At 32.3% G+C, this 23,619-nt stretch carries 26 protein-coding genes and 1 tRNA gene; 21 read left to right on the forward strand and 6 right to left on the reverse strand.

The window, feature by feature from the left end; genetic code table 11:
* Positions 1 to 4: 4 nt before the first annotated feature.
* Positions 5 to 433, reverse strand: a complete 429-nt coding sequence (gene tsaE / locus PHF10_01225) for a tRNA (adenosine(37)-N6)-threonylcarbamoyltransferase complex ATPase subunit type 1 TsaE (protein ID MDD5534357.1) — start codon at positions 431 to 433, stop codon at positions 5 to 7.
* A 94-nt stretch (positions 434 to 527) separates the two neighbouring features.
* On the opposite strand from tsaE, the gene PHF10_01230 reads away from it, so the two are divergent.
* Positions 528 to 2,138, forward strand: a complete 1,611-nt coding sequence (locus tag PHF10_01230; protein MDD5534358.1) for a hypothetical protein — start codon at positions 528 to 530, stop codon at positions 2,136 to 2,138.
* 96 nt (positions 2,139 to 2,234) lie between these two features.
* Here the strand turns inward: PHF10_01230 and tsaD are convergent, their stop codons facing one another.
* Entirely contained in the window at positions 2,235 to 3,296 is a 1,062-nt protein-coding gene (tsaD, locus tag PHF10_01235) for a tRNA (adenosine(37)-N6)-threonylcarbamoyltransferase complex transferase subunit TsaD (GenBank protein MDD5534359.1), read from the reverse strand.
* Positions 3,297 to 3,363: 67 nt separating this feature from the next.
* Between tsaD and PHF10_01240 the strand changes: the two genes are divergently transcribed.
* Positions 3,364 to 3,438, forward strand: a tRNA-Glu gene (locus tag PHF10_01240).
* Between the two features lie 1,656 nt (positions 3,439 to 5,094).
* Here PHF10_01240 and PHF10_01245 read toward each other — a convergent pair.
* The 3 genes from PHF10_01245 to PHF10_01255 form a co-directional block, all read right to left on the reverse strand.
* Complete coding sequence (locus PHF10_01245; GenBank protein MDD5534360.1) at positions 5,095 to 5,271, reverse strand: hypothetical protein; 177 nt, start codon at positions 5,269 to 5,271, stop codon at positions 5,095 to 5,097.
* 46 nt (positions 5,272 to 5,317) lie between these two features.
* Positions 5,318 to 5,629 carry a hypothetical protein gene (locus PHF10_01250; GenBank protein MDD5534361.1) on the reverse strand — a complete coding sequence of 104 codons (312 nt, stop codon included), beginning with the start codon at positions 5,627 to 5,629 and terminating at the stop codon, positions 5,318 to 5,320.
* A gap of 133 nt (positions 5,630 to 5,762) precedes the next feature.
* Positions 5,763 to 6,746 carry a hypothetical protein gene (locus PHF10_01255; GenBank protein MDD5534362.1) on the reverse strand — a complete coding sequence of 328 codons (984 nt, stop codon included), beginning with the start codon at positions 6,744 to 6,746 and terminating at the stop codon, positions 5,763 to 5,765.
* Between the two features lie 318 nt (positions 6,747 to 7,064).
* Here PHF10_01255 and PHF10_01260 point away from each other — a divergent pair, with 318 nt between their 5' ends.
* The 14 genes from PHF10_01260 to rpmH all read left to right on the forward strand — a co-directional run bounded on the left by PHF10_01260 (position 7,065) and on the right by rpmH (position 20,561).
* Entirely contained in the window at positions 7,065 to 7,736 is a 672-nt protein-coding gene (locus PHF10_01260) for a hypothetical protein (GenBank protein ID MDD5534363.1), read from the forward strand.
* 36 nt (positions 7,737 to 7,772) lie between these two features.
* Positions 7,773 to 8,771, forward strand: a complete 999-nt coding sequence (locus PHF10_01265) for a hypothetical protein (GenBank protein MDD5534364.1) — start codon at positions 7,773 to 7,775, stop codon at positions 8,769 to 8,771.
* A 1-nt stretch (position 8,772) separates the two neighbouring features.
* The gene (locus PHF10_01270) at positions 8,773 to 9,492 is read left to right on the forward strand and encodes a hypothetical protein (protein ID MDD5534365.1); all 720 of its coding nucleotides are present in this window, start codon (positions 8,773 to 8,775) and stop codon (positions 9,490 to 9,492) included.
* Between the two features lie 178 nt (positions 9,493 to 9,670).
* On the forward strand, positions 9,671 to 10,333 hold the full coding sequence (locus tag PHF10_01275; GenBank protein MDD5534366.1) for an HNH endonuclease signature motif containing protein: 663 nt from the start codon (positions 9,671 to 9,673) through the stop codon (positions 10,331 to 10,333).
* The gene (locus PHF10_01280) at positions 10,330 to 12,759 is read left to right on the forward strand and encodes a hypothetical protein (GenBank protein ID MDD5534367.1); all 2,430 of its coding nucleotides are present in this window, start codon (positions 10,330 to 10,332) and stop codon (positions 12,757 to 12,759) included. Before PHF10_01275 ends, PHF10_01280 begins: the two co-directional genes overlap by 4 nt.
* Before the next feature lie 385 nt (positions 12,760 to 13,144).
* Positions 13,145 to 13,819: a hypothetical protein gene (locus PHF10_01285; GenBank protein MDD5534368.1), complete on the forward strand. Its 675-nt coding sequence runs from the start codon at positions 13,145 to 13,147 to the stop codon at positions 13,817 to 13,819.
* Positions 13,820 to 14,076: 257 nt separating this feature from the next.
* Positions 14,077 to 14,736 carry a phosphohydrolase gene (locus PHF10_01290; GenBank protein MDD5534369.1) on the forward strand — a complete coding sequence of 220 codons (660 nt, stop codon included), beginning with the start codon at positions 14,077 to 14,079 and terminating at the stop codon, positions 14,734 to 14,736.
* A gap of 1 nt (position 14,737) precedes the next feature.
* The gene (locus PHF10_01295; protein MDD5534370.1) at positions 14,738 to 15,289 is read left to right on the forward strand and encodes an HDIG domain-containing protein; all 552 of its coding nucleotides are present in this window, start codon (positions 14,738 to 14,740) and stop codon (positions 15,287 to 15,289) included.
* Position 15,290: 1 nt separating this feature from the next.
* The gene (locus PHF10_01300; GenBank protein ID MDD5534371.1) at positions 15,291 to 15,851 is read left to right on the forward strand and encodes an L-threonylcarbamoyladenylate synthase; all 561 of its coding nucleotides are present in this window, start codon (positions 15,291 to 15,293) and stop codon (positions 15,849 to 15,851) included.
* 8 nt (positions 15,852 to 15,859) lie between these two features.
* Positions 15,860 to 17,035: a putative glycoside hydrolase gene (locus PHF10_01305; protein ID MDD5534372.1), complete on the forward strand. Its 1,176-nt coding sequence runs from the start codon at positions 15,860 to 15,862 to the stop codon at positions 17,033 to 17,035.
* A gap of 7 nt (positions 17,036 to 17,042) precedes the next feature.
* The gene (rbfA, locus tag PHF10_01310; protein MDD5534373.1) at positions 17,043 to 17,384 is read left to right on the forward strand and encodes a 30S ribosome-binding factor RbfA; all 342 of its coding nucleotides are present in this window, start codon (positions 17,043 to 17,045) and stop codon (positions 17,382 to 17,384) included.
* Between the two features lie 398 nt (positions 17,385 to 17,782).
* On the forward strand, positions 17,783 to 19,297 hold the full coding sequence (gene rny, locus PHF10_01315; GenBank protein ID MDD5534374.1) for a ribonuclease Y: 1,515 nt from the start codon (positions 17,783 to 17,785) through the stop codon (positions 19,295 to 19,297).
* 233 nt (positions 19,298 to 19,530) lie between these two features.
* Positions 19,531 to 20,328 carry a TIGR00282 family metallophosphoesterase gene (locus PHF10_01320; protein ID MDD5534375.1) on the forward strand — a complete coding sequence of 266 codons (798 nt, stop codon included), beginning with the start codon at positions 19,531 to 19,533 and terminating at the stop codon, positions 20,326 to 20,328.
* A 95-nt stretch (positions 20,329 to 20,423) separates the two neighbouring features.
* Positions 20,424 to 20,561 carry a 50S ribosomal protein L34 gene (gene rpmH, locus PHF10_01325; GenBank protein MDD5534376.1) on the forward strand — a complete coding sequence of 46 codons (138 nt, stop codon included), beginning with the start codon at positions 20,424 to 20,426 and terminating at the stop codon, positions 20,559 to 20,561.
* A gap of 122 nt (positions 20,562 to 20,683) precedes the next feature.
* Here rpmH and PHF10_01330 read toward each other — a convergent pair whose 3' ends face one another.
* On the reverse strand, positions 20,684 to 21,409 hold the full coding sequence (locus PHF10_01330; protein ID MDD5534377.1) for an ATP-dependent Clp protease proteolytic subunit: 726 nt from the start codon (positions 21,407 to 21,409) through the stop codon (positions 20,684 to 20,686).
* A 105-nt stretch (positions 21,410 to 21,514) separates the two neighbouring features.
* Between PHF10_01330 and rnpA the strand changes: the two genes are divergently transcribed.
* From rnpA to PHF10_01355, 5 genes are all read left to right on the forward strand, one after another.
* The gene (rnpA, locus tag PHF10_01335) at positions 21,515 to 21,865 is read left to right on the forward strand and encodes a ribonuclease P protein component (protein ID MDD5534378.1); all 351 of its coding nucleotides are present in this window, start codon (positions 21,515 to 21,517) and stop codon (positions 21,863 to 21,865) included.
* Positions 21,855 to 22,112 carry a membrane protein insertion efficiency factor YidD gene (gene yidD / locus PHF10_01340; GenBank protein MDD5534379.1) on the forward strand — a complete coding sequence of 86 codons (258 nt, stop codon included), beginning with the start codon at positions 21,855 to 21,857 and terminating at the stop codon, positions 22,110 to 22,112. The genes rnpA and yidD overlap by 11 nt, the downstream gene beginning before the upstream one ends.
* A 101-nt stretch (positions 22,113 to 22,213) precedes the next feature.
* A complete protein-coding gene (locus tag PHF10_01345) occupies positions 22,214 to 22,483 on the forward strand; it encodes a GIY-YIG nuclease family protein (GenBank protein MDD5534380.1) in 270 nt (89 codons plus the stop codon).
* A gap of 48 nt (positions 22,484 to 22,531) precedes the next feature.
* Positions 22,532 to 23,248, forward strand: a complete 717-nt coding sequence (locus PHF10_01350; protein MDD5534381.1) for a YidC/Oxa1 family membrane protein insertase — start codon at positions 22,532 to 22,534, stop codon at positions 23,246 to 23,248.
* Between the two features lie 3 nt (positions 23,249 to 23,251).
* Positions 23,252 to 23,605, forward strand: coding sequence for a hypothetical protein (locus PHF10_01355; protein ID MDD5534382.1), 354 nt, complete (start codon positions 23,252 to 23,254; stop codon positions 23,603 to 23,605).
* Positions 23,606 to 23,619: the final 14 nt, after the last annotated feature.

A 23,619-nucleotide genomic window follows, 5' to 3' on the forward strand; every position in this document is an offset into this window, starting at 1 on the left:
AAATCTACAAATTATTATTTACGGTTATTATTCTTTCGTTTTTCTTTTTTCCCAATTTAAGTTTAATGGTTATTGTATCTTTTGGCAAGATATTTTTAACTCGTTCGGCCCATTCAATAACGGTTACAGTATTCGGTTTAGCCGACCAATCTTTTACTCCAATATTAATTAAATCTTGACCGGAATTTAGTCGGTAAGCGTCAATATGGCATATTTTTAAAGATTTAACAGAATATATTTTCATCACCACAAAAGTCGGACTGGTAATATGTTTTTTAATACCCAACTCAGCGGCAATTCCCTTGATTAAAACTGTTTTGCCGCTGCCCAATTCTCCGTTTAAAGCCAAAACTTCGCCGCCAACAAGTTTTTTGGCTATTTTTTTGCCCAAATTAAGGGTTTGTTTCTCAGAATGGGTGATAATCTTTTTCATTACAATAATATAGCACAAACTTGATATTCTTTCAAGCGGGTTGACATTTTTAGGCCTTAAACTATACTAAATAAGCTAATATTTAACCTATTTTATGTCTTTACCAGATAAAAGTACAAGTGAAATTTCGCCATTAATCAGGGAATTTCTTGATAAATATCAGGCTTTTTTGGCCGAAAAAGCGCCTTCGGAAACAATACCTAAAATTCATGTTGACGAGATATCCAGCGCCATTGCCTCTTTTTATGAGAAAATAAGGAATGTTGTCGCTTATCGGGAAGAACACCTTTTGCGCAAAGGAGCAATTGAAAGAGTTTTTAAACGTCGGCTTTTTGTTCGTGGAGACAATCAAAATTTTGCCGAATTGTTAATTCAAGATATTATTAGAGTTGGTCATTTGCCGAACGATACTATCCCGGAAACAAAAATAAAAGAAACTCAAAAAATTATTGATAAATACGTGTTTTTAATGGATAAGGCCAAAGAGTCCTCCAGGTCAAACCGCCGGGAAATTATAGATTGGCTTATCAAAATAGGAACTTGCGAAATAGAAGAAAAATTGGACCCGCCGTTTAAAGATAATAACTTGGCGGCTTTGATGTATCAAATTTTACAAGAACGTTTGGTAATTCAGAGAGGACAGATTCCAGATGAAACAAAAAATACCCAGCTTTTTATTAATATTCAGAGGGCACTTCTAAGAGTAGATGATTCCCAGCTCGACTATCGTCTTTTAAAATTTTTAAATCCCAGTTGGATGGAACTGAATCCCGAGACTTTTCCCCAAATAGCTGAAAAATTATTCTTTTATAAAAAAGAAATCAAGCGTCATCTTAAAAATCCTTTGGGTCCGATTTTTTTCCAACTTTGCAATCAATATAATACCATTTTTTATTTAATCAGTGATATTATTTCCAATAGTCGAAATAATGAAGAAATGAATGTTGCTTTTGAAAAATCTGAACTTTTTGAAAAAGCGATTAAGAATAATTATAATAAGCGTTATGAGACGGAGAGAGGGAAGCTCACCCGTTTGGCTTTTCTAAGTGTTATTTCATTTTTTATCACTAAAGTTGCCATTGCGTTCGGTATAGAAATTCCTTTGGACAAATATATAATTGATCAGTTTTCTTGGCTTAATGTCATGATCAGCATTGTCGTACCGCCTCTTTTAATGTTGATTATTGTTTTAACGATTAGAATGCCCTCGGGAGGAAATTTGAAATTGGTTATAGAAGAAAGTAAGGCCGTGGTTTATGGGGATAAGGCTAAAAATTATGCCTTAAAATTACCGATCAAAAAATCTTGGCTTGGTCTCGCTATTGTTCAGATTTTTTCTCTAATAATGTTTTTTGTTACATTTGGGGTTTTGACTAAATTATTATTAACATTTGACTTCAGTATAGCCAGCATTGTCATTTTCTTGTTTTTTATTTCATTGGTGGCTGCGACCGGAACAAAAGCTTATAATCGTTCTCGGGAATTAAGTTTGGAAAAAGAAAAAGGCAATATTTCCACTTTTCTGATTGACTTATTTGCCATGCCGTTGATCGCGGTCGGTAAATGGGGTGCTTCTGTTTTATCTAAATTTAATTTTGTTATTCTTGTTTTTGATTTATTAATCGAAGTGCCTTTGCAAATTTTCTTTATCTTTTTGGAAAATTTAAGAGGTTTTATCAAAAGTCAGAAGGACGAAATTTATTAGCGACGTAGAGCAAGAGAAACCCTTATTAATTTTTCGTAAATAAAAACCGCCTTTTAGGCGGAATAAAAAAACAAGTATTTAAATAATACTTGTTTTTTAAATTTCCAAGTTAGGATTAACTTTGATGGCTTGGAAATTTTTTGTGAGTTTTTTGATTTGTCCTGATTGCATGTTTTTATACTGTAAATAAGCCGCTGTGGCAATCATAACCGCGTTATCAGTGCACAATTTTCTCTCGGGAACATGGAAATCTATTTTTGTTGTCAGATTTTTAATTTTTTCTTCAAATTGTTTTCTTAATTCGTTGTTTGATGCCACACCACCGCAAAGAACAATTGATTTTACTTTGAATTTTTGTCCGGCATTGAGAGTTTTTTTGATTAAAACATCAATAATTGATTGCTGCGCTTCGGCACATACGGCTTGAATGAATTCATTTTTTGTTTTGTCATTTGTCAGAATATTTTTATTTTTTTGGACCAGGTAGAAAACAGCTGTTTTTAATCCGGAAAAACTGAAATCAAAATCAGGCGAATTAAACATCGGACGAGGAAGACTAACTTGTAGTTTTTGGTTTATAGTTTGCGGTTTTGCCGCTTTAGCGGCAATGGCCGGCCCCCCCGGATATCCGATATTAAGAAGTTTGGCTATCTTGTCAAAACATTCTCCGGCCGCGTCATCGCGCGTTTGGCCGATTTTTTTGTATTTTGTTTGACTGGACATTAAAATCAATTCAGTGTGTCCTCCGGAAACAATCAGACAAAGAGCCGGAAATTTAATTTTTTCGTTATTAATGAAATTAGCGCAGATATGCCCTTTTAAATGATTAATACCCATTAAAGGAATTTTTTTGGCATAAGAAAAAGTCTTGGCGGTTTCTATGCCGACCAAAAGCGAAGTTACCAATCCCGGTCCTTGAGTAACGGCGATTAAATCAATTTTTTTATTTTTCAGAATTTCCAATGATTTTTGAATAACGGGCAATATATTTTCAATATGAGCCCGAGCCGCTATTTCCGGAATAATGCCGCCGTATTTACGATGAATCGGTATTTGCGAAGAAATGATATTTGATAAAATTTCAATTTTACCGCCCGAAGTTTTAATAACCGAGGCGGCTGTTTCATCGCAAGATGTTTCAATGCCTAAAATAATCATGACTTTATCTTATCACAAATTTTCCTTTTGACAAATTTATTTAATTATGATAATATGAATAAATTATGCCGCTATCGTCTAGTGGTTAGGACACCAGGTTTTCATCCTGGTAACCGGGGTTCGATTCCCCGTAGCGGTACCAAACCTACTTTTTGATGCGTAGATTGCTCAATCAGCTGATAGATAAGCGATATTTCGGCGGTTCCAAACTTCCCAGCTTTATATGTCACTCTTTGAGGAAATATAAGATTTTGAAATCGCTGTTTCTGTTCTAAATTCATATCGAACCACAATCTTGGAATATTCTTAATAAATTCTAGAGCATAATCAAGAGCTGATTTAATATCAAACTCTTCAATAATGGACTCGTTCATAGATAGCCTAGTCACGGCTATTTTTTCGTTTATACTCTCTTTTTCTTTAAGAAATTCTTCGTCGGTGAATAATTCTTTCTTTTTCATCTCAATAATTTTTTCTTTTTCTTTCTCTAATTTTTCTAACTCTTTTTTATATAATAAATTGTCCTGATTTAAATCTTTATATTTTTCCTGCCAAACATCAAGAACAATTTGTTTAAATAATTTTATATAATTTTCCTTGGGAGTAATTTTTTTTAAAAACTTTATAAAATCTTTTTCTATTTTGACTTTATGAATAGCTTTAGCGTAATGGGAACATTCCCGATTATGACAATGATAATAGGGGTATCTTTTGTTTCTTCCTCGAGACCAACTGGCCGTTAGGGGTTTTCCGCAATAACCACAAATGACAAAATGTCTTAAGGGAAATTCTGGATTTTGTCCATTTCTTGACCCTGAGTTAACGGATCTGCCCCGCATAATTAATTGCGCTTTCATAAATTCTTCCATATTTACCATCGACTGGTGTTTTCCTTCTATTTCTTCCTTGGTCCAAGGATTAATCAGTATTCCAGCATAAAATTTATTATTAAACATTTTTTTTATTGTTTGGGGATACATTGTATGACCCTTTTTTGTTGTTAGCTTCCATTGGTTTGCCATCTTGGCGATATCAGTAATAGAATAGATGCCTTTTAAATATTCTTTCCAAAGTTTTTTAACTAATTTAAATCTTTTTTCATCAGGAATATCAATTTTTCTTTCTGTTCTGTCTCTACTCGCCTTATATCCGGTGGGAGGCACCCACGGCCAGATGCCTTCTTCAATTCTTTTTTGCATACCGCCAATAGTTCTTATTGTTCTTATGTCATTATCAAACTGAGCAAAACCAGCTAATACAGTTTCCATTAAATGCCCTTGAGGGTCGTCACCAATAGGTTCGGTTACAGAGTGGATACTTACTCCATATTTAGTTAATAAGACTTTAATACCAAAATGGTCGGAAGCATTTCTGGCAAGTCTGTCAACTTTCCAAACAATAAGGGCATCTACTTTGCCTTTATTCGCCTGACAAAATTCTAAAAGTTTAAGCAATTGAGTTCTTTCCTTGAATTTAGCCGATTCTCCTTCTTCTATAAATTTTTTAAAAACTTGAATTCCTTTATCTTTGGCATATTCAAGACAAGCCTTTTCTTGCATATCAAGGCTGGTCCCTTGTACCTGTTCTTTTGATGAAACACGACAATAAATTATTCCATTCATAAATTTATTTTTTAAATAATAAAGGGTTAACCCTTACTTGGACACAATCTATTTCAAGAATAGATTATTAAAGCAGGTGTTAACCCCTATTTATCAAAACGACCGAAGTCGTATTGAATAAAAAATATTCTTGTTGATTGTGTCCACTGTTAATTATAGCGACTTGCAAGCTATCGTCAAGACGACAGCGATGTCGCCCCTTTTTTATTATGCTTAATTTCATCTTTCTGCCAAAAATCAAAAATAATATAAGCTTGAGCATAAAGATTATCTCTTATACTCTCTATTTGTTGATCTGTTAAATTTTTGGCTTCTTTGCCGATAATCTCTCGGCATTTTTCTAAATCAAGCATATAATTTTAACTAATAAAGATACATTCGACCCTAAAATCGCGTCTATCACGCTCTCTCACGCTCTGTCGATGCTCCCTGCGACTGATAGCCGTCCAGCATTGGTCTTATAACCTCATGTATATAATTTCTAGCTTGCGCGATAGCTTGCCCTACAGACCTTAACGTTTTCTCGTCGCTAAGAATGGCAAGTTCTTTTGTTTTCAAGTCAAAAATGTCCCGAATAACCGACTCCAAGTCTATATAAAACCAATCATTGTTTTGATTATGATTTTTTCGGAGAATATATTGACGTTCATCTGCCCAAACTTCTAAATCCTCGTCTATCCGACAAATTAATTGTTGTTTTGATAGTTTCATAATTTTAAATTTTGAATTAATTATCTCTCTATAGATAGATGGCGAAAATTCGCCCTCTTTACCCCAAAAATAAAAAACCCTCATATTTATGAGAGTTTTAATGACAACTATTATAACTTATTAAGGTGATTAATTATTCATTGTCATCGCGTATTTTTGGCGTTTGTTCCTTATAAAATTCTTCTATACCTAAATCATCTTTATCATTCCTATTTTTTGAATCTTTTTTTTCTACATCTTCCGATTTGAGAGGAATTAATGTAATTTTTATCTGATATGAATTTACTTTTTTCTTTTTAAGGGGATTGTAATGATTATATGGGAAAAATGGGTCATAATCTATTTTAAAATAATCTTGAAGATTTTTTGCTAATTTTTCTTTAGCTTTTATATATGAATCCTTTGCTTCTGAATTTTGAGGGGTTATTTCTCCATAATTATCTGCTAAAATCTTTAAAAATGTCCATTGTATATCTGGTTTTGTTTGCCTCTTGTCTTCAAACCCCATTGTTTTATAGCTCAACCTTTCTTTATATTGTCTAACTTGAATTAAAATATTCTCTTTATCTTCAAATTTAATAATGAAATTTTCCCATATTGTTCCAGCTGGCAGTTTATAAGGGAACTTACCTTCATTTGATGATTTATTCTCTTGAATAATGGTGTCTAAAAATAATTTTTCATTAGCCATTCTGAGAAACTCTTTGTATTTATCCCTGCAATCTATAACCAATTTTTTTAATTCTTTATAATATTTATTCCACAATTTCTCTTTTTCCCCTCCAGCATGTCTCATTTTGGGGTGTAATTCGTATATATCGACAGGGCCCTCTTCAAACTTAAGTTCGTTATCAGAAAAATGTGTCTCTATAAATTTCCACAAAGAGTCAAATGATTTGTTAAAATCTTTATAATTTTTATTTAATCCAAGGTCTCCATATTCTGATAGAATAGTTTTTGAATATCCCGCATATTGAAAAAATATTTCACTATGAGGATTAATAGAATATCCATTATTATACAATTCATTAAGTAAACAATATATGCCTTCTTCGGGGAGGATTTTTAAGAATTTTTTAAATCTTCCTTTGTCGCTAAATTCTTCTATTGAGTCCATATTAAATCTTTAACAAAAATGTTTATATAGATATATAATATCATATATAAAAATTTTGTCGCCTCTGGACATTTGTTATTTTTATGTTATCATGAAAATAACAATTTAATTTGCCTAAACTCATGGATTTTCTGTGGGCATGGCAATAAAACCTGTGATGGATATTGAGCTCGTCGTTAGAGCACCATCACAGGTCTATATCCGAAAGGGTGTAGGGTGACGCAAGTCATCGCTAGCGGCGGGCTTTATGTATTCCCGCCAAAAAATTTAAAAAAATAAAAGTTGAGTTAACATAATTAATAATTAATTTTTATTTATATGGACAAAGAAGAAAAGAAACTTATTACTAATAATAACAGCCCTGAAACTTTTGACTCTTCTTCCTCTGCACATCATTTTAAGGGTAGTGAAGAAGAGAAAAGACTTACTGATCTTGTAGATGAACAAAAGACTACTATTCAAGAAAAGGATGAATATATTTCATCTCTTGAAGAAGCTCTTGAAGAAAAGTCTATCGAAGAAGAAACTAAAGTTAAAAAACTTAGCGACAATAATTTTTTAAAAAGTAAAAACCATAAAGTTTTATACATCATTATTACTGTTTTAGTTTTAATTATTATCGGTGGCGGACTTTTTTTCTTTTTGGGTAACAATGATGTGCGAAAAGAAACACAAGCACCTAAAGGATTTGTTGATTGTGGTGAGACAACAGCATATCCTTCATGTTTTTTAAACAGAATGAATGAATGCTTGCCCGTAACCGAAAAAATGATGGACACAGACGACTCAGGAAATTTTATAGAGATAACAATTTTAGGGAAAGAAAATGAAACTTGTCATTTTCAGGCAAAGATGAATAATATTTTAATAAGTGACTGTTATTTTCCAAAAGGGACGCTACAATATAATACTATTTGGCAAACCCTTGGAAGCTACAATGGCTCTAGCTCGCAAAAAGCAGTTGATGAGAACTGTAAGTCAGGATGGTAAATAGCACCGTGTAGTAAAATTTGACGTTATAAAAATATGAAAATAAAACAATTAATAAAAAAATGCCCAAGAAGTTTAGAAGATGTTTTTATAGAAAAAATTACTAAACTCGCCATTAGTAAATTAGGAGGAAAAAACGCAGAAGATATCAAAAATAAAGTTGAAGAAATTACAAAGTTGTCATTTACTGAAGAAAATCTATCTAAGATATTAAAAATTTTAGAAGAATTACCAATAAATAATATTTATAGATTAGAAGAAAAAGATGGAACTATATCTCTTTGGCAGATTGTATCTTCTTTATTTTTTTGGGGATGGATTCTGATTTTGCTATTTCTCCCCTTTATTTATTATGAAGAATTTATGGAAAAAATAGATAATCCTTATGGTACCCTAATCTATATCTTGGCAACCACGTTATACTTATTTGTACCGCTTGGCATTTTATTTGCCTTTCGACCAAAATGGACAAAGGAAGTAAAACAACCAATAATTAAAAAAGATGATAAATTTATGAAAGAAAAAAATAATAAAACTATATCTCTTTGGCAGACTGTATTTATATGGACAAGCATTTGGTTTTTAATTCTTTTTTTCTTTCTTTATGGAGTGAGCGATAAAGACGCAAACCTTCCTTATGCCCTATTATTAAGTATTTTTTTATCTATACCGCTTGGCATTTTATTTGCCTTTCGACCAAAATGGACAAAGGAAGTAAAACAACCAATAATTAAAAAGCCGCAAAAAATAAAACAATTAATAATTAAGTTATATTTTTTAATAAAAAGATACATGGCAGAAATGTTTGTAATTTTGGGTGCTTATCTTGTTGGGATAAATTCCACTCCCAAACAACAATGCGATTCTTATAGTGGGTCACCTTTTTTTTCACATATATTGGGAGGAGGGGAAGGAGAGACGTGGACATGTTGGAATACTTACAATAAAGGAGCATTGGGCATAGGGTGGATTATTTTGGCCTTAGGAATAGTTATTTTAGCAAATAGATATTTACCCAGGAGAGATAAAAAATAAAATGAAACTAAAATTAGCCACAAGAATTTACATATGCTCATTCATCGTAATTTTTGGTTTAATTATTTTTTATCATCAATACAATATTGATTCAATAAACAAAAAAGAAAAAGAACAAAAAGAAGCGATCAGAATCCAATCTTGGGAAAAAGCTCACCAAGAAGCCGAGGATGCGCTGCATTATGGCGAATTACATCCCAACGAGCCATATTCTGACGGAAAAGAAGTACTATCTCCCAATGGCGAATTATCGGTTTTTGTACAAAATTATCCGGACAGACCTAGTTTCAAGCTTAATGAAATTTGGATACGAGACAAAAAGAATCACACGGAAAAATTATTAGTAGGGAATATGTTTGAAAATGATGTTCTCTGTGATTTTTCCTCAATAGTTTTTTCTTTTGATGCAAAAAAAATTTATTTTAATAATTATAATGATGGACAAAATGATGAAATTTATGTTGCTGATATTTCTACTGGCGTATTAAAAGATATTTCAGTTGGCGATCCATTTGACGTTATAACCAAAGGAGTATATAAAGGAAAATTGTTTACCTCAAAACATAAATATTACGAAGAAGGAGGTTCTTATGACCATTGGTATATTATTGATGAAAATGATGGTCATGAAATTAAAGATCTCGGCGAATCTACACCACTGGAAAAATTGAAAGAGGAATATGGTTTACTCCACTTATTTTCTGAATTGAACAGTGAGTAGCACAACAAGGTAATTTTCTAAATAGTTTGAATAATTTTGAGGGCAGGGGTATTTAAAAAATGCTTTATTCAAGCAGTTTTTTTATTAACTTTTTCGTTAAAAATGCTATAATAAAAAGAGTTTATATAATTATAAAAAAGATAAAAACTATTCATAAATATTAGAAAAATTAGCAAATATGAGGAATAAAAAATATACAAATCCGAGACCCCAAATACCTGTAGCAACTAAACGAGAAATTAAGATTGAGGCTCGTCATTCTTGTTTAGTTTGCAAGGAAAGAGTTTCTTTAGTTTTACATCACATAGATGGGAATCGTGAAAATAATGACTCCGATAATATTATTAACATATGTAGTAATTGTCACGGCATGGTGCATGATGGGAAAATCACAGCGATTGAACTACGTGAATACAAGCGTAAAGTAAAAGAAGGTGACGAAGAATTGATTAAATTAAGAGAAGCGGTAAGTTACCTTTTAGGTTCAAAACAAATCAGTATCTCAAGCGATTTTGGAAAATTAAAATTTAAATATCAAAACCTATTAAATGATTACGGAGATAAATTAATTTTTTATCAGTCTTTTGTTTTTCTTATCCCAGAATTTTATATTGATAAGCGTGGCGAAGAAATTAGGGCTGTGGTGAGGGATTTACTAAATTTATCTTCAGATGAAGAAAATATGATTATCACCCACCTTATTAGACTTGATTTAATTGAGATTATTGGAGGTTTGATTATCCTGAAAAATAAGGATGATGCAAAGACAGCTCTTAACGAATTAATAAATTCTCATAAAATTGAAATAAATAAGCTTATCAAAAAATTTGTTGAATTATGAAAAATCAGAAACAAATTTTATCAAAATTAATGAATCTTGATAATAAACAGGCTGATAAGTATCTGTCTAATTTTGCTAATGAAATTAAAAAAAGAATCATTTCCAGTAAGGATAATGATAAAATATTTGAAGCAATTGATATTCTTCGTGAGTTTGTTTATAAAGTTCCAAAGCAGACTATTAAGATAGTTAATCATATCATTCACAATCCGAAAGAGCCGAAATTAATAAAAAATCCAATAAGGTTTTTCTATGGTAAAAGCCATTTGGATGTGGTTATAAAAGCATTAGAATTACTTGACCAACTTCGTTATATCTACGCCGATGGTGTTTTACCTATATTAGAAGAAATTATTTTGACTGGGGGTAAAGATGAAAAAAATAAAGCCATTGAAATTGTAAAACATTTTACAAAGTATGATTTTAATGTTCTTTCTAAATCAAAAATTGGGTATGGAGCACAAAGGAAAATCCTTGATTACATTTTGGTATGGTCGATTGAAAAACAAATTGAAAATTTTGATTTTATTGAAGTAGCCACACAAGAACTTTTAGGATCGTCAGTAGAGGGGACGACATCGGGAATAAATAAAGAGTCACAATATACCTTAACAATGCATTTTGGAGTTGTTCAGCCAACTGATTTTTTAAAAAATATTCGCCGTGAGACGATTAATTTAATATTCAATCTTTATAAAAACGTAACTGACGAACAGAAAAAGATAAGATTAGTAAAAATTCTTGAAGAGGCAGTAAGGACACCGATTAATGTAGTTTATAGTGAAAACGTAAGAAAAATGATTATTGATGACGCTCAATATTTATTAACTATTTATAGAGAGATGCTTTTTAAGGACGGTAAATTAGTTGGTAGTATTCCAGTCGCTGAAGAAATAGAGAAGAGGTTTCATTGGTTTTATAGAAGTGGAAAATTAGATACACTTGAAGCTAGAAAATTAAGGAAAGATATTTTGACAGATTCTTTCTATTCTATATTTCGTTTATTTGCTGGCGATGATATTGTTTTTCGTGAAGAAGAAGGCCGAGACAAAGCAGAATCAAGGCGTGGTCAAGCTATTGATACTAAAGTCGCAGAGATTGATGACTCTAATTTAAATAAATGGATTAATACTCTTAATAAAGTTGCAGAACAAATTGGTTTTGTAGCCGATTGGCAATTTAATCCTTTTAAAATGTTTCTAAGAAAATTAGCCGCAAAAAAACCAGACATAGCCTCAACGATATTTAATGATGCTCTAGATAATAATAAACCGATGAAAAATCTTGCTACGCATATTTTAGATGGTTTTCGTGATATTGGTCGTCTTGATTTATGGGATACAACTGTTGAAAAAATAATAGATAAGCAAGAAATTAATTTAATCAGTGCAATTATATATTCACTTAATATCAATAGAGAAGGATTTGATTTGTCAAAAGAAATTCGGGAACAGGATTTAATATTACTTGAAGACATTGTCAGACTAACTGGGAATTTCACTTTTCTCACTAATCAAGAAGGAAATAATTGGACCTTACAGTACGCCATTATTAATGCGCTCACAAGGAATTTCAAGCGTGATCCTATCCGTATTGAAGCTCTTATACTTGAAATGATTCAAAAATATCAAGAAAAAAAAGACTCTCTTGTTAGAGAATTGGAGTTCGGGATTATAAGGGGAGGGGTTGATTATAGCGAATTTAGTAAAAAGGGTATTAATCTTTTAAAATCATTACTTGTGGAATTAGATAATTTAGATTGGGACGCCCAGCACCTATTATTGAATCTTGGCAAAAAGGATATTCAAATAATCTTCGACATATTTTGGGATAGAATCGAGAAAGGTTCAAAGAAAAGAAAGGGTAAAAAAATTTTTGCTGAGGTGGAACGTTATCAGGCAATTCCTTACTATTTTAATGATGATTTGAAAAGATATCTTTCTACTTATCCGCAATTTCAGGTTTTAATTAAGAAATGGCTTAACAAAGTCACTCTTACTTGGTCGCCATATAATTGGAATATCGGTCATTTTCTTAAAAAGATAAACTCATTAACAGTTGTAATTAAAAATATGATTGAATGTGGAGATGAAAATAATTTGACCAAGGCTGTGCAATTAATGGATCAATTTGAAGGTGGCAATATAGAATTAAGTATCGAAATAATTAAAAAAACTAAAAGTAAGAAAAATATAGGCCATATTGAAGGGATGTTATTTTCCACTGGTGTAGTTTCGGGAGAGGATGGAATCGCACGCGTCCATGAAGCAAAAGCAGAGACCTTAAAAAAATATTTAAACGACGGGAATAAGCAAGTGAAAAAATTTGCCAAAAAAATGATTAAAAGTCTTAAGGATAGTGCAAAAAGAGAACGTCAGAGAATCCAAGAAGAGAAGCAGCTACGCAAGGTCGAATTTGAGGGCTAGTATTAAGCGATAGTTGATAGTTTATATCAAATTTAAATCTCTACCGAGAAAATCTCAAAAAGTTGATGCTATCTTGATAGTCATCAATCTTAAATTATTTTATTTTCTCAATCAGAGGATTAATATATTTCCTACGAGGGCGAATAGTGGCTAAATAACTGTTTTTGCCTTATAATAAAGACTTTTAGAGCATTATCATTATTTTCCTGTGATGTCGCCTTTAATATCAGTGCTAACCATTAAAAAACTTTATATTTAATACACGACATCGCTATCGCCTAAAATTTTATAATTTTAAAAAAATTTCTAGCACAGGGACTGTATTCTTACCGACCAAAACAATTTTTTAGGGGAATACCCCCCCTAGGAAATTTGATTAAAATATATGAGAAAAGAAATTAAAAAACATAGTGATAAAAATGCTTTCAGAGGTATGAATAGATATTTTAATGCGGACCTTGTTGTTGATTCAAATTCATGGGAAGAGTTATTTGAAAATTTAGAAAGATATAAAATTTCATCAAATTTTAAAAATCAATCATTTAACGAATACAAATTATTTAATTTAACCATTAAAATAGAATATAAATTAACCATGATACTTGAATTATTTTTAAAAGAGGGAAAATTGGTAAGGTCAGAAGCGTATAAACATATTTTGGAAACATGCAAAAAATATAGAAGATTGATCACTAAAAAAGAAACTGAGAAACTCTTAAAAAGAGAAATGAAAAATGATGATTCAAATCTTTTTAGTCCCCATGTACTATTTTATATCGCTGGATGTGGCCTGGGGGATATTCTCCATATTTTTGAGAATTGCACGGATAATTTTTCAGATAAAGATAAAATTGTAAAACAATTAAGAGGCTTTAAAGATAAAAGGAATGATTTTACTCATAATTTGTTATCTAGCAGGATTAATTCATTTAAGCTCTTATCAAGAGCATTATTGGTTGGTCAAAAATTATATAATACTTTCGACCAGATGATTGAATCGCATTTTATTCGGGATAGTATTGTTGGTAACAGAATGATTTACAAATTGAAACTAAATTAAAACTTTAGACAAGATTTATAATGAATTTAAAATGAGATAAAAATTATTTAATTACTGATTCAAATAACATACAGTAGTATATATGTTTATTCTTAGAAAAACATAATTTATTACTAGCCCCATTTTTACTCATTGACACTTGCGAAATTCTCTTTATAATTAGCTATAATATTGCTCCACAACTTTAAGGTTTCAATCAATTGATTCCAATTTTGAAGCGTCTGGGGTACCAAATTTAAAATATAAATTGAATCAATATGATAAGCATTAAAGAAATCAAAAATAATTCTTATGTCCAGGAATTTATTTATCAAACAGAAATTACTTTGGAAGCTTTAGAATATACCGAGCATGCTTTTCGTCATGCTAATCTAGTCTCTCAGAGATCAGAGGAAATAGCCAAAAAAATCGGGTTAAGTAAAAAAGAACAAGATATAGCGGCTATTGCCGGATTCTGCCATGATATGGGCAATTTTTTGGGTCGTCAACAACACCATTATTGGAGCGCCCTTCTTTTTAATCAACTTTTTCAAAAAGATTTTTCTCCCCAAGAATTAGCTTATATTTTACAAGCGATGGTCAATCATGACAAACAAACAATGAAAATAGTAAATAAAATTTCCGCAATTCTTATCTTGGCCGATAAATCAGATGTTCATCGTTCCAGAGTAACGGTTAATGTTAAAAGCGCGAAAGCGGATATCCATGACAGAGTTAATTATGCAACAACCAAATCAGTTCATAAAATTGATCCTAAGAAAAAAAGAATTACCTTAGTTTTGAAAATTGACACTAAATTTTGTTCAATTATGGAGTATTTTGAAATTTTTACCGAAAGAATGACTTATTGCCGCGAGGCGGCCAATTATTTGGGCTATAAATTCGGCTTGATTATTAATAATTTTAAACTGCTTTAATATGGTTCGCGAAGAAGCGTTTAAATTGGTTGAAGAAAAAATAAAAACGCCGAATTTGATAAAACACTGTTTAGCCGTGGAGGTGGTGATGAAAAATTTGGCGAAATATTTTTTCGAAAATGAAGAAAAATGGGCTCTAGCCGGACTTTTGCACGATATTGATTACGAAGAAACCAAAACAGACCCTGTAAATCACAGTTTGATTGGAGCGAAATTTTTAGCCGAGAAAGGTATTGAATTGGAAATCATTGAAGCAATAAAAGCGCATAATGTCATGCACGGACTGCCGCGCCAAAGCCGAATGGCTAAGGCGCTATTTTGTTCCGACCCGATAACAGGTTTGATTGTTGCTTCAACTTTGGTTTTGCCAAATAAAAAAATATCAGATTTAACCGTAGAAAATATTTTAAATCGTTATAAAGAAAAAGGATTTGCCAAAGGAGCAAATCGAGAACATATTGCTGCCTGCGATGATTTGAATTTGTCGCAGGAAGAATTTTTTAAAATCAGTTTAGAGGCGATGCAGGGCGCGGCTCAAGAAATAGGATTGTAATATGATTTTATCAACAACGGAAAAAAATATTAAAAAAGCGCGGAAGATTTTAAAAAATGGCGAAGTGATTATTTATCCGACTGATACGCTTTACGGTTTGGGAGCTGATATTTTCAATCAAGAAGCGATTAAAAAAGTTTTTATTCTGAAAGGAAGAAATTTTCAACAGCCGATTTCAGTCATGGTCTCAAGTGTTGGAGATATTAAAAAAATAGCTCTGGTTAATAAAAATCAAGAACGTTTTATTCAAGCTCTTTTACCCGGACCGTTTACTGTTATTTTAAAAAAGAAAAAAAATATAAATAAGATTTTGACCGGCGGAAAGAATACGATCGGCATTCGCATACCGGACTCAAAAATTTGCCAAAAACTTTCTTACAAAATGCCAATAACCGCTACCAGCGCCAATATTTCAGGCCAAAAACAGACCCTGGATGTTAAAAAATTAGCGAATATTTTTGGTGATAAAAAAGTAGAATTGATTTTAAAAGGAAAAAATTTAAGCAATAAGGCTTCAACAATTATTGATTTGACTGTCAGTCCGCCTAAAATTATAAGATAAAAATTTTTATGAATTTAAAAAAACTAAAATTTATACCGGATTTCTCGCCAAGAAATCTGAGGTTAATTCTAGTTTTTGTTATTTTTATCGGACTTTTGAGTTTTTTATTGGTTTTTTCAAAAAAGGCAGAAATGGATATTAAAAAATTAGAACAAGGAATGGGACTTGAAATAAAGCGAATAGGTCATCGAGGTCCTGTTCTCACAAAAGGCATTTATGTTTCCGGCTGGACAGCCAGTGAACCGAAAATGATGGAAGAATTGATAAATTTGGTTGATCGAACGGAACTAAACGCTATTGTCATAGATATTAAAGATTCAAGCGGAAAAATAACTTATAACAGTAAAATTCCTCAAGTTGAAAAATTAGGAACCAAAGAAATAAAAATTAGAGATTTAGGTGGTTTGATCAGAAAACTTCATTTTTATAAAATTTATGTTATTGCCAGAATTCCTATTTTTCAAGATCCAATTTTGGCTCAAAAAAATCCGGCCTTGGCTTTAAAAAATGGGCAAGGGCAAATTTGGAAAGATAATAAAGGTTTGTCATGGGTTGATCCGGCCTCGGAAGAAGTTTGGGCTTATAACATAGAACTGGCCAAAGAAGTATTTGCGCAGGGCTTTGACGAAGTTAATTTTGATTATGTTCGTTTTCCTTCCGACGGTAAAATTACAAACATTGTTTATCCTTTTTGGGATAATAAAACTCCCAAAAATGAAGTTATTAAAAAGTTTTTCGAATATCAAAATAAAGAATTGGTAAATTTAGGGCCAACCTCGGTTGATCTTTTCGGTATGACTTTTTGGCACACCACGGATGATAGTGATATGAATATCGGTCAAAGATTGGAGGATGCGTTGCCGTATTTTGATTTTATATGCCCGATGCTTTACCCGTCTCATTTTCCAAATAATTTTAACGGATTTAAAAATCCGGCTGAATATCCTTATGAAATAATTTCTCAAAGTTTGAAATCAGCTGAACCGCTTTTTATGGATTCCGAAGGCAAGAGAATTGTCAAACCGAAAGTCAGGCCGTGGATTCAAGCTTTTGATATCGGCGCCAAATATACGCCGGATATGATTTTAAAACAAAAACAAGCCGTGACTGACGGTGAAGGTTATGGCTGGCTTTTATGGAATGCCTCCAATAATTATTCTAAAATTGAATCGGCTTTAAAATAAATATAATATGAAACAAAGAATTGAAAAAATCAATGAATTGATAAAACGAGAAATGAGTCAAATCATAGTTCGGGAAATTGAAGCGCCGGACGGATCTTTAATTACCATCACCAGAGTGGAAACATCCGAGGATTTAAGTGACGCGAAAATATTAATCAGCATCTTTCCTTTTAATCATAGCAAGAAAGTACTTTTTATATTATTGAAAAGGATTGGCGAGATACAGGGTTTTTTAAATCGTCGTTTGGCAATGCGCCCTTTGCCGAGAATAAGATTTGTCATAGATGAAACAGAAGAAAAAGCCAGCCAAATTGAACATGTTTTGAATAAAATCAAAAAAGAATCCTAAACTATAAATAGTTATCCACATTTAATTTAAATTGACAATTTGGATTGGATGTGTTATGTTGTTTACAGTTAGTGAAATCTTAAGCATTTATTGCTTTTGACTTTAAAATGTCAGTTGAAGAACGTTTTATCGGTTTTCAAAGAAAAAAATAGGTGAATTCAATTCAATCAGTTGATTTCTGAAATTAAATCTATAATTAAATTATTATAATATATTTTAGCCTGAAATAACAATTTTTGCCTCTCAACTTCTCTTATTAAGAGGGTTTGGAAAATATTTTAAAATTAAATTTTCTTAAAATAAAAAGGGCAGAAAGTCACAAAAGGCGAGTATTATCTAATTTTTTTCTTTGAAAACCGAGTATAACACTGGGTTTTTTATTTATTTAATTTAAAATTATGATTTATTTGATGATTATTTTTGTTCTTGCTTTTGGAGTTTTTGTCGGTTATTTATTGCGTCGGCAAATCGGTCAATATCAAGTTGACTCCGCCGAAGCCAAGGCGAAAAATATTTTAGCCAAGGCTAAAACAAGAGAGCAGGAAATGTTTTTCAAGGCCAAAGAAGAAAGTTTGGAAATTCTTGAAAGAGCCAAAAAAGAAGAATTGGTTTGGCGTCAAGAATTGAAAATAGCGGAAGAAAGATTGGAAAAAAGACAATCTGTTTTTGAAAAGAAAATTTTAGAAATAGAAGACCAACATAAAGAAATTGCCAAAACCACTCAAAAACTTGAAGAAGCAAAAATTAAAATTCGTACTCTTTATGATCAGGCAAAACAAGAATTGGAAAGAGTTGCAGGATTAAGCATTGATGAGGCGAAAAAAGAGCTTTTGGAAAATCTCGAGAAAGAAATGAAAGATGACATTTTTGTCAGAATTAAAAAACTTGATCAATATGGATCGGACGAAATTGATAAAAAAACAAAAAATTTAATTACCGCCGTTATTGAACGTTATGCGGCTTCTCATACGGTTGAAGTTTCCACTTCTTCCGTGGCCCTGCCTTCAGATGAAGTGAAAGGAAGAATTATCGGACGAGAAGGCAGAAATATTAAAGTTATCGAACAATTGACCGGAACGGAAATTATTATTGACGATACGCCGGAAACAGTTTTAGTCTCAGCTTTTAATCCAATCAGACGACAATTGGCAAAAAGAGTTTTGGAAAAATTAATCAGTGACGGAAGAATACAACCGGCCAGAATTGAAAAAGTGGTGGAAGAAATAAAAAAAGATTTGGCTCATGAAATTAAAAAAATCGGCGAGGAAGCGGTTTATCAAATGGGTGTCACCGGACTTGATCCGAAATTAATTTTCTTTTTGGGCAGATTAAAATACAGAACAAGTTATGGACAAAATGTCCTTCAACATTCTTTGGAAGTGGCGAATTTAGCGTCAATGCTGGCCGTTGAATTGGGAGCCAATGTTTCCGTGGCCAAAAAAGCCGGCTTGCTTCACGATATCGGCAAAGCGGTTGATTTTGAAGTTCAAGGCACGCATCCTGAATTAGGCAGAGATTTGGCTGAAAAATACGGTTTACCGAAAGAAATAACCATCCCGATCGCCACTCATCATGAAGATCATCCGCCGACATTGGAAGCGGTAATCGTTAAAGTGGCTGATGCAATTTCCGGAGCCAGACCGGGTGCGAGAAGAGATACTTATGAAGAATATTTAAAAAGATTGGGAGAGTTGGAGGATATTGCAAAAACCTTCCCCGGAGTGGAAAAAGTTTACGCCATTCAAGCAGGCAGAGAATTAAGGGTTTTTGTCAGACCGCAAGAAATTGATGATTTGGCAGCCAATAAATTGGCTCGAAAAATTGCCGATAGAATTGAAAATGACTTGAAATATCCGGGAGAAATAAAAGTATTGGTTATCAGAGAAAATAGAATTACTGAGTACGCGAGGTAAAGGGCTTTGTCTCCGGACGTTAAGTTGGAGCAACAAAACCTTTACCCCCTCCTTTTGAGTGCTTTTGAATTTATATATTTATAAATTGTCTTGTGAAATAACTCAATAAACGATATATCGGATTCTCTGAGAGATTTAAAAGGAATACTAAAAGCATCTAAAAGGAGGGGGTACTCAAAATTATAGTTAAAAATTTTGCGTTCTCCGAACTTAAATTTTAAAATAATTTTGGTATGAAAATATTATTCATCGGCGACATTGTCGGAAAAATCGGCCGCAAGGCAATCATAAAAATTCTGCCAGAACTTAAAAAAGAATTTGAGCCGGATTTGATATTGGCCAATGGTGAAAATTTAGCTCATGGCAAAGGCGTGACTCTGAAAATAGTCAAAGAGATTTTAAACGCCGGCGTTGATGGATTAACCAGCGGCAATCATATTTGGTCAAAGAGAGCTGACTTTAAAAAAGTTGTTTCGGAAAAACTGCCAGTCATCAGACCGGCTAATTATCTGAAAAAACTTTTTGGCAACAGTCAGATGATTTTGAAAAAAGGAAAGAAAAAAGCTTTAATAATTAATTTGCTCGGTCAAGTTTTTATTAAAGATAAATATGGCGAGACTACCAGCCCTTTTAAGAAAATTGACAAGATTCTTAAGGCAAACAAGAAAACAAAAATTATTTTAGTTGATTTTCATGCTGAAGCCACGGCGGAAAAAGCGGTATTGGGGCGTTATTTGGACGGTCGCGTTTCTGTATTTTTGGGAACGCATACTCATATTCCGACAGCTGACGAACAGATTTTAAAAAATGGTACGGCATTTATCACTGATGTGGGAATGGTTGGAGTCAAAGATTCAAGCATTGGTAATAAAATAGAGCCGATTATTGAACATTATTTAACCGGATGCAAGCGAGTTATGGAAATACCGGAAACGGGAACAGTGGTTGTTAATGCCGTTTTAATTGAGATTAATGATAAAACCGGCCGCGCAAACAGTATTCAAAGGGTTGCCAAAGAAGTGGAAATATGATAAACTAGCTTATAGTTTGTAGGCTTGTAAATTAAATAAAAATATTATAAAATACTTTTTGGCCTAAAAAGCTAAAAAGCTAAAAAGCTAACTTTATGGTCAAAAGAACATATCAACCTAAAAAAAAGAAAAGAGTTCGCACCCATGGTTTTTTAAAGAGAATGCGCACTAAAGCCGGTCGAGACGTTTTAAAGAGAAGAAGAGCCAAGGGCAGAAAAAGATTAACCGTCTAGGCGGGATTTTAGTTTTTAATAAATAAAAAACAACTTTTTAAAGAGTTGTTTTTTATTAGAGAAAATATAATTGAGCCACTCAATATTGAGTGGCTCAAACTTTAGAAGTCATAAAGCTAGGGTCATAAGGCTGTAAGGCTATCAGCAAAGCCGTATTCAATGGCTTCTTGAGCAGAAAAATAAGTCCCTACTTGACCATTCTTATGTTTATCTTTCCACGTCTGTAGAAAATTTTGACCCGTATTTTTAGCTATTATCCATGTAGAGAATATATCACAAATTTTGTCAGCAGTGTAATGAGATAGAAGTCTTCTGTAATTTTCCTTAACCGAAACTGATCCGTCTTCGTAATAAGTTGCAGTAGGATGAATCATAACTGCTTCTTGTTCTGGACCTTCAACATATCTTCTTCCTTTCGTTCCAGAGCAAAGAATCAAAGCCGCAGCTGAAGATGCTTGAGAACTTTCAATTGTAATTGGTTTCTGGCAATTTTCCATTACTCGGCAGATAGCACAAGCTGATCGAACATCTCCCCCCAAAGACCAGAGAGAAATTTTAATTTCATTAACCGCTGAGTCTCGTTCGAGTATTTTGATTTCTTTAATAGTCTGCAGGGCCGTTTCTTTATTAATCTCGCCATAGATGAAAATTGGATTAAAGGCAGTCCATTCCAGTTTAGTTTTTTCCGCTTCTTGTATGATATTGTGAATGTCACCATGAAAGCTGACCGTGTAAGTAATAGCACCAATAAGATCACCAATAAAGCAACCAATAAAAATCGGAACAAAAATCTTACATAAAATAGCTAAAATTTTTTTCACGTTTCCCCCTTTGTAAAAATCACTCATTTTTGACGAGTGATTCACTATTTATAGTATAGCACAAATTTAAAATTTGTCAAGAGCGGTTTTACGGGGGTTGGCAAATAATTTTATTTTTGGTAAGATATATACATGCTTTCAAGAGAGTATCGTTTAACCAAAAATAAGGATTTCGGAAAAGTGGCGAAATTCGGCAAGCAGGCTTGGACTCAATATTTTGGTTTAAAATGGTTAAAAAATGATTTAAAAAATTCGCGTTTCGGCATTGTTGTTTCTTTGAAAGTTGACAAGAAAGCGGTGGTCCGCAACAGGATTAAAAGAAGAATCAGAGCGATTTTAGACATAAGAAAGAAAGATATTAAAAGCGGTTTTGATTTTATGATTTTAACCAGAACGGAAATCAAAAATTTGGACTATTGGCAGATAGACGATATTTTAAAAAACATTCTTCATAAAGAAAATTTATTCACCAATGAAAAATAATATTTCCATCTTGCTTAAACTGTCGGTTTTGAAATTAATCAGTTTTTATCAAAAAACTTTTTCGCCTGATCACGGTCCTTTTTCTTTAATTCATCCTTGGTCCGGCACTTGCAAATTCAGACCGACTTGTTCCGAATATGCTTATCAAGCTATTGAAAAATACGGATTATTGAAAGGATCTATTAAGGCAATTAATCGCATTTGCCGCTGTAATCCTTGGTCAAAAGGCGGATGGGATAAGCCTTAAAGGGCTTTGTCTGAATTTTCAATCCCGAGTTTGCGAGGGAGCAGAAAATTCAGCAACAAAACCTTTACCCTGTTAAATAATTTTAAATTTTCCATATAGATATGCTTTATTATGTATATATCCTGCAATCATTGAAAGATAATAAACTTTACGCAGGTTATACAGAAAATTTAAAATTAAGATTTGAGGAACATAGAAAAGGACATGTTAGTTCAACAAAAGACAGAAGACCGTTAAAGTTGATTTATTTCGAAGGTTGTTTGAATAAAAAAGATGCTATGCATAGAGAAAAATATTTTAAAACCTATCACGGCAAAATGTTTCTAAAAAATCGCCTCAAATCTTATTTAACAGGGTACGCAAATTTTTAGTAAAATTTTTTGCGTTATAAATAACTTAAAAATTTAAAAAAATTTGGTATGATTCAATTTTTTAACACCATTCTTTATCAGCCATTGCTTAATCTTTTAGTATTTTTCTACAATGTAATTCCAGGCCATGATTTAGGCGTGGCAATTATTACTTTGACTGTGATTTTAAAATTAATACTTTTTCCTCTTTCCCGTCAATCGCTTAAATCTCAAAAAGCGCTTCAAAGTCTTCAGCCCAAAATGGAGGAAATTAAAAAGAAATATCCGGATCAAAAAGAAAAGCAAGCCAAAATGACCATGGAGCTTTATAAGGAGAACAAAATTAATCCCTTTTCTTCTTGTTTGCCGCTTTTAATCCAACTTCCTATTTTGATCGCCGTTTATCAAGTTTTTAACACCGGTTTAACCAGCACTAATCTGCCGGTTTATTCTTTTATCTATAATCCGGGCCATTTAAATTCTTTCGCTTTTGGTTTTTTAAATTTAGCTAAACCAAACATACTTTTAGCTTTAGTTACCGCTGTTTCACAATATTTTCAGACCAAAATGCTTACGGCTGCAAAACCTGATTCCAGTGTTGCTAAAACTCCGGGAGCAAAAGACGAGAATATGATGACCATGATGAATAAACAAATGCAATTTATGATGCCGATTATGACTATTTTTATCGGTATTTCCTTGCCAAGCGGTCTGATGCTTTATTGGTTTGTAAATCTTTTATTGACTCTCTTGGAACAAAAAATGATTTTTTCCGCTAAAAAATAAAATATGCCAGTTTTTCAATCTATATTTTTACAAGGTATTTGGAAAATTATTTATTTTCCTATTTGGTGGTACACGAAAGGTTTAGTCAAAAGAATTTTTGATTTTTCCTCGGGTGTTTTTCGTTTGGCTCATGATCTCAGTTTGAAAATTATGGTGACCCATCTCTTCAGTCCGATGTTCGGGGAGACAACCAAGTCGGGGAGAATAATCAGTTTTTTCATGAGAATAATTTTACTTGCTTGGCTTTTGTTTTTATTTATATTGGGAACAATTGGATTATTTATTCTATTGATTTTATGGATTGTTCTGCCAATAGTGGCGGTTATGGAAATAATAAGTCTTTTATCTGTCGCGTAATAAAATTTTGAACA

The organism is Patescibacteria group bacterium (assembly GCA_028716665.1).
GTDB lineage: Bacteria > Patescibacteriota > Patescibacteriia > UBA2591 > JAQUPP01 > JAQUPP01.

Coding starts and splice junctions, on each gene's coding strand:
- PHF10_01265 (MDD5534364.1), top strand. CDS start 7,773: ATGAAAATAAAACAATTAATAAAAAAATGCCCAAGAAGTTTAGAAGAT.
- PHF10_01330 (MDD5534377.1), bottom strand. CDS start 21,409: ATGAGTGATTTTTACAAAGGGGGAAACGTGAAAAAAATTTTAGCTATT.
- PHF10_01275 (MDD5534366.1), top strand. CDS start 9,671: ATGAGGAATAAAAAATATACAAATCCGAGACCCCAAATACCTGTAGCA.
- tsaE (MDD5534357.1), bottom strand. CDS start 433: ATGAAAAAGATTATCACCCATTCTGAGAAACAAACCCTTAATTTGGGC.
- PHF10_01300 (MDD5534371.1), top strand. CDS start 15,291: ATGATTTTATCAACAACGGAAAAAAATATTAAAAAAGCGCGGAAGATT.
- PHF10_01355 (MDD5534382.1), top strand. CDS start 23,252: ATGCCAGTTTTTCAATCTATATTTTTACAAGGTATTTGGAAAATTATT.
- PHF10_01255 (MDD5534362.1), bottom strand. CDS start 6,746: ATGGACTCAATAGAAGAATTTAGCGACAAAGGAAGATTTAAAAAATTC.
- PHF10_01305 (MDD5534372.1), top strand. CDS start 15,860: ATGAATTTAAAAAAACTAAAATTTATACCGGATTTCTCGCCAAGAAAT.
- PHF10_01295 (MDD5534370.1), top strand. CDS start 14,738: ATGGTTCGCGAAGAAGCGTTTAAATTGGTTGAAGAAAAAATAAAAACG.
- PHF10_01230 (MDD5534358.1), top strand. CDS start 528: ATGTCTTTACCAGATAAAAGTACAAGTGAAATTTCGCCATTAATCAGG.
- PHF10_01245 (MDD5534360.1), bottom strand. CDS start 5,271: ATGCTTGATTTAGAAAAATGCCGAGAGATTATCGGCAAAGAAGCCAAA.
- PHF10_01290 (MDD5534369.1), top strand. CDS start 14,077: ATGATAAGCATTAAAGAAATCAAAAATAATTCTTATGTCCAGGAATTT.
- yidD (MDD5534379.1), top strand. CDS start 21,855: ATGAAAAATAATATTTCCATCTTGCTTAAACTGTCGGTTTTGAAATTA.
- PHF10_01345 (MDD5534380.1), top strand. CDS start 22,214: ATGCTTTATTATGTATATATCCTGCAATCATTGAAAGATAATAAACTT.
- PHF10_01280 (MDD5534367.1), top strand. CDS start 10,330: ATGAAAAATCAGAAACAAATTTTATCAAAATTAATGAATCTTGATAAT.
- tsaD (MDD5534359.1), bottom strand. CDS start 3,296: ATGATTATTTTAGGCATTGAAACATCTTGCGATGAAACAGCCGCCTCG.
- PHF10_01350 (MDD5534381.1), top strand. CDS start 22,532: ATGATTCAATTTTTTAACACCATTCTTTATCAGCCATTGCTTAATCTT.
- rpmH (MDD5534376.1), top strand. CDS start 20,424: ATGGTCAAAAGAACATATCAACCTAAAAAAAAGAAAAGAGTTCGCACC.
- PHF10_01320 (MDD5534375.1), top strand. CDS start 19,531: ATGAAAATATTATTCATCGGCGACATTGTCGGAAAAATCGGCCGCAAG.
- rnpA (MDD5534378.1), top strand. CDS start 21,515: ATGCTTTCAAGAGAGTATCGTTTAACCAAAAATAAGGATTTCGGAAAA.
- PHF10_01260 (MDD5534363.1), top strand. CDS start 7,065: ATGGACAAAGAAGAAAAGAAACTTATTACTAATAATAACAGCCCTGAA.
- PHF10_01270 (MDD5534365.1), top strand. CDS start 8,773: ATGAAACTAAAATTAGCCACAAGAATTTACATATGCTCATTCATCGTA.
- PHF10_01285 (MDD5534368.1), top strand. CDS start 13,145: ATGAGAAAAGAAATTAAAAAACATAGTGATAAAAATGCTTTCAGAGGT.
- PHF10_01250 (MDD5534361.1), bottom strand. CDS start 5,629: ATGAAACTATCAAAACAACAATTAATTTGTCGGATAGACGAGGATTTA.
- rny (MDD5534374.1), top strand. CDS start 17,783: ATGATTTATTTGATGATTATTTTTGTTCTTGCTTTTGGAGTTTTTGTC.
- rbfA (MDD5534373.1), top strand. CDS start 17,043: ATGAAACAAAGAATTGAAAAAATCAATGAATTGATAAAACGAGAAATG.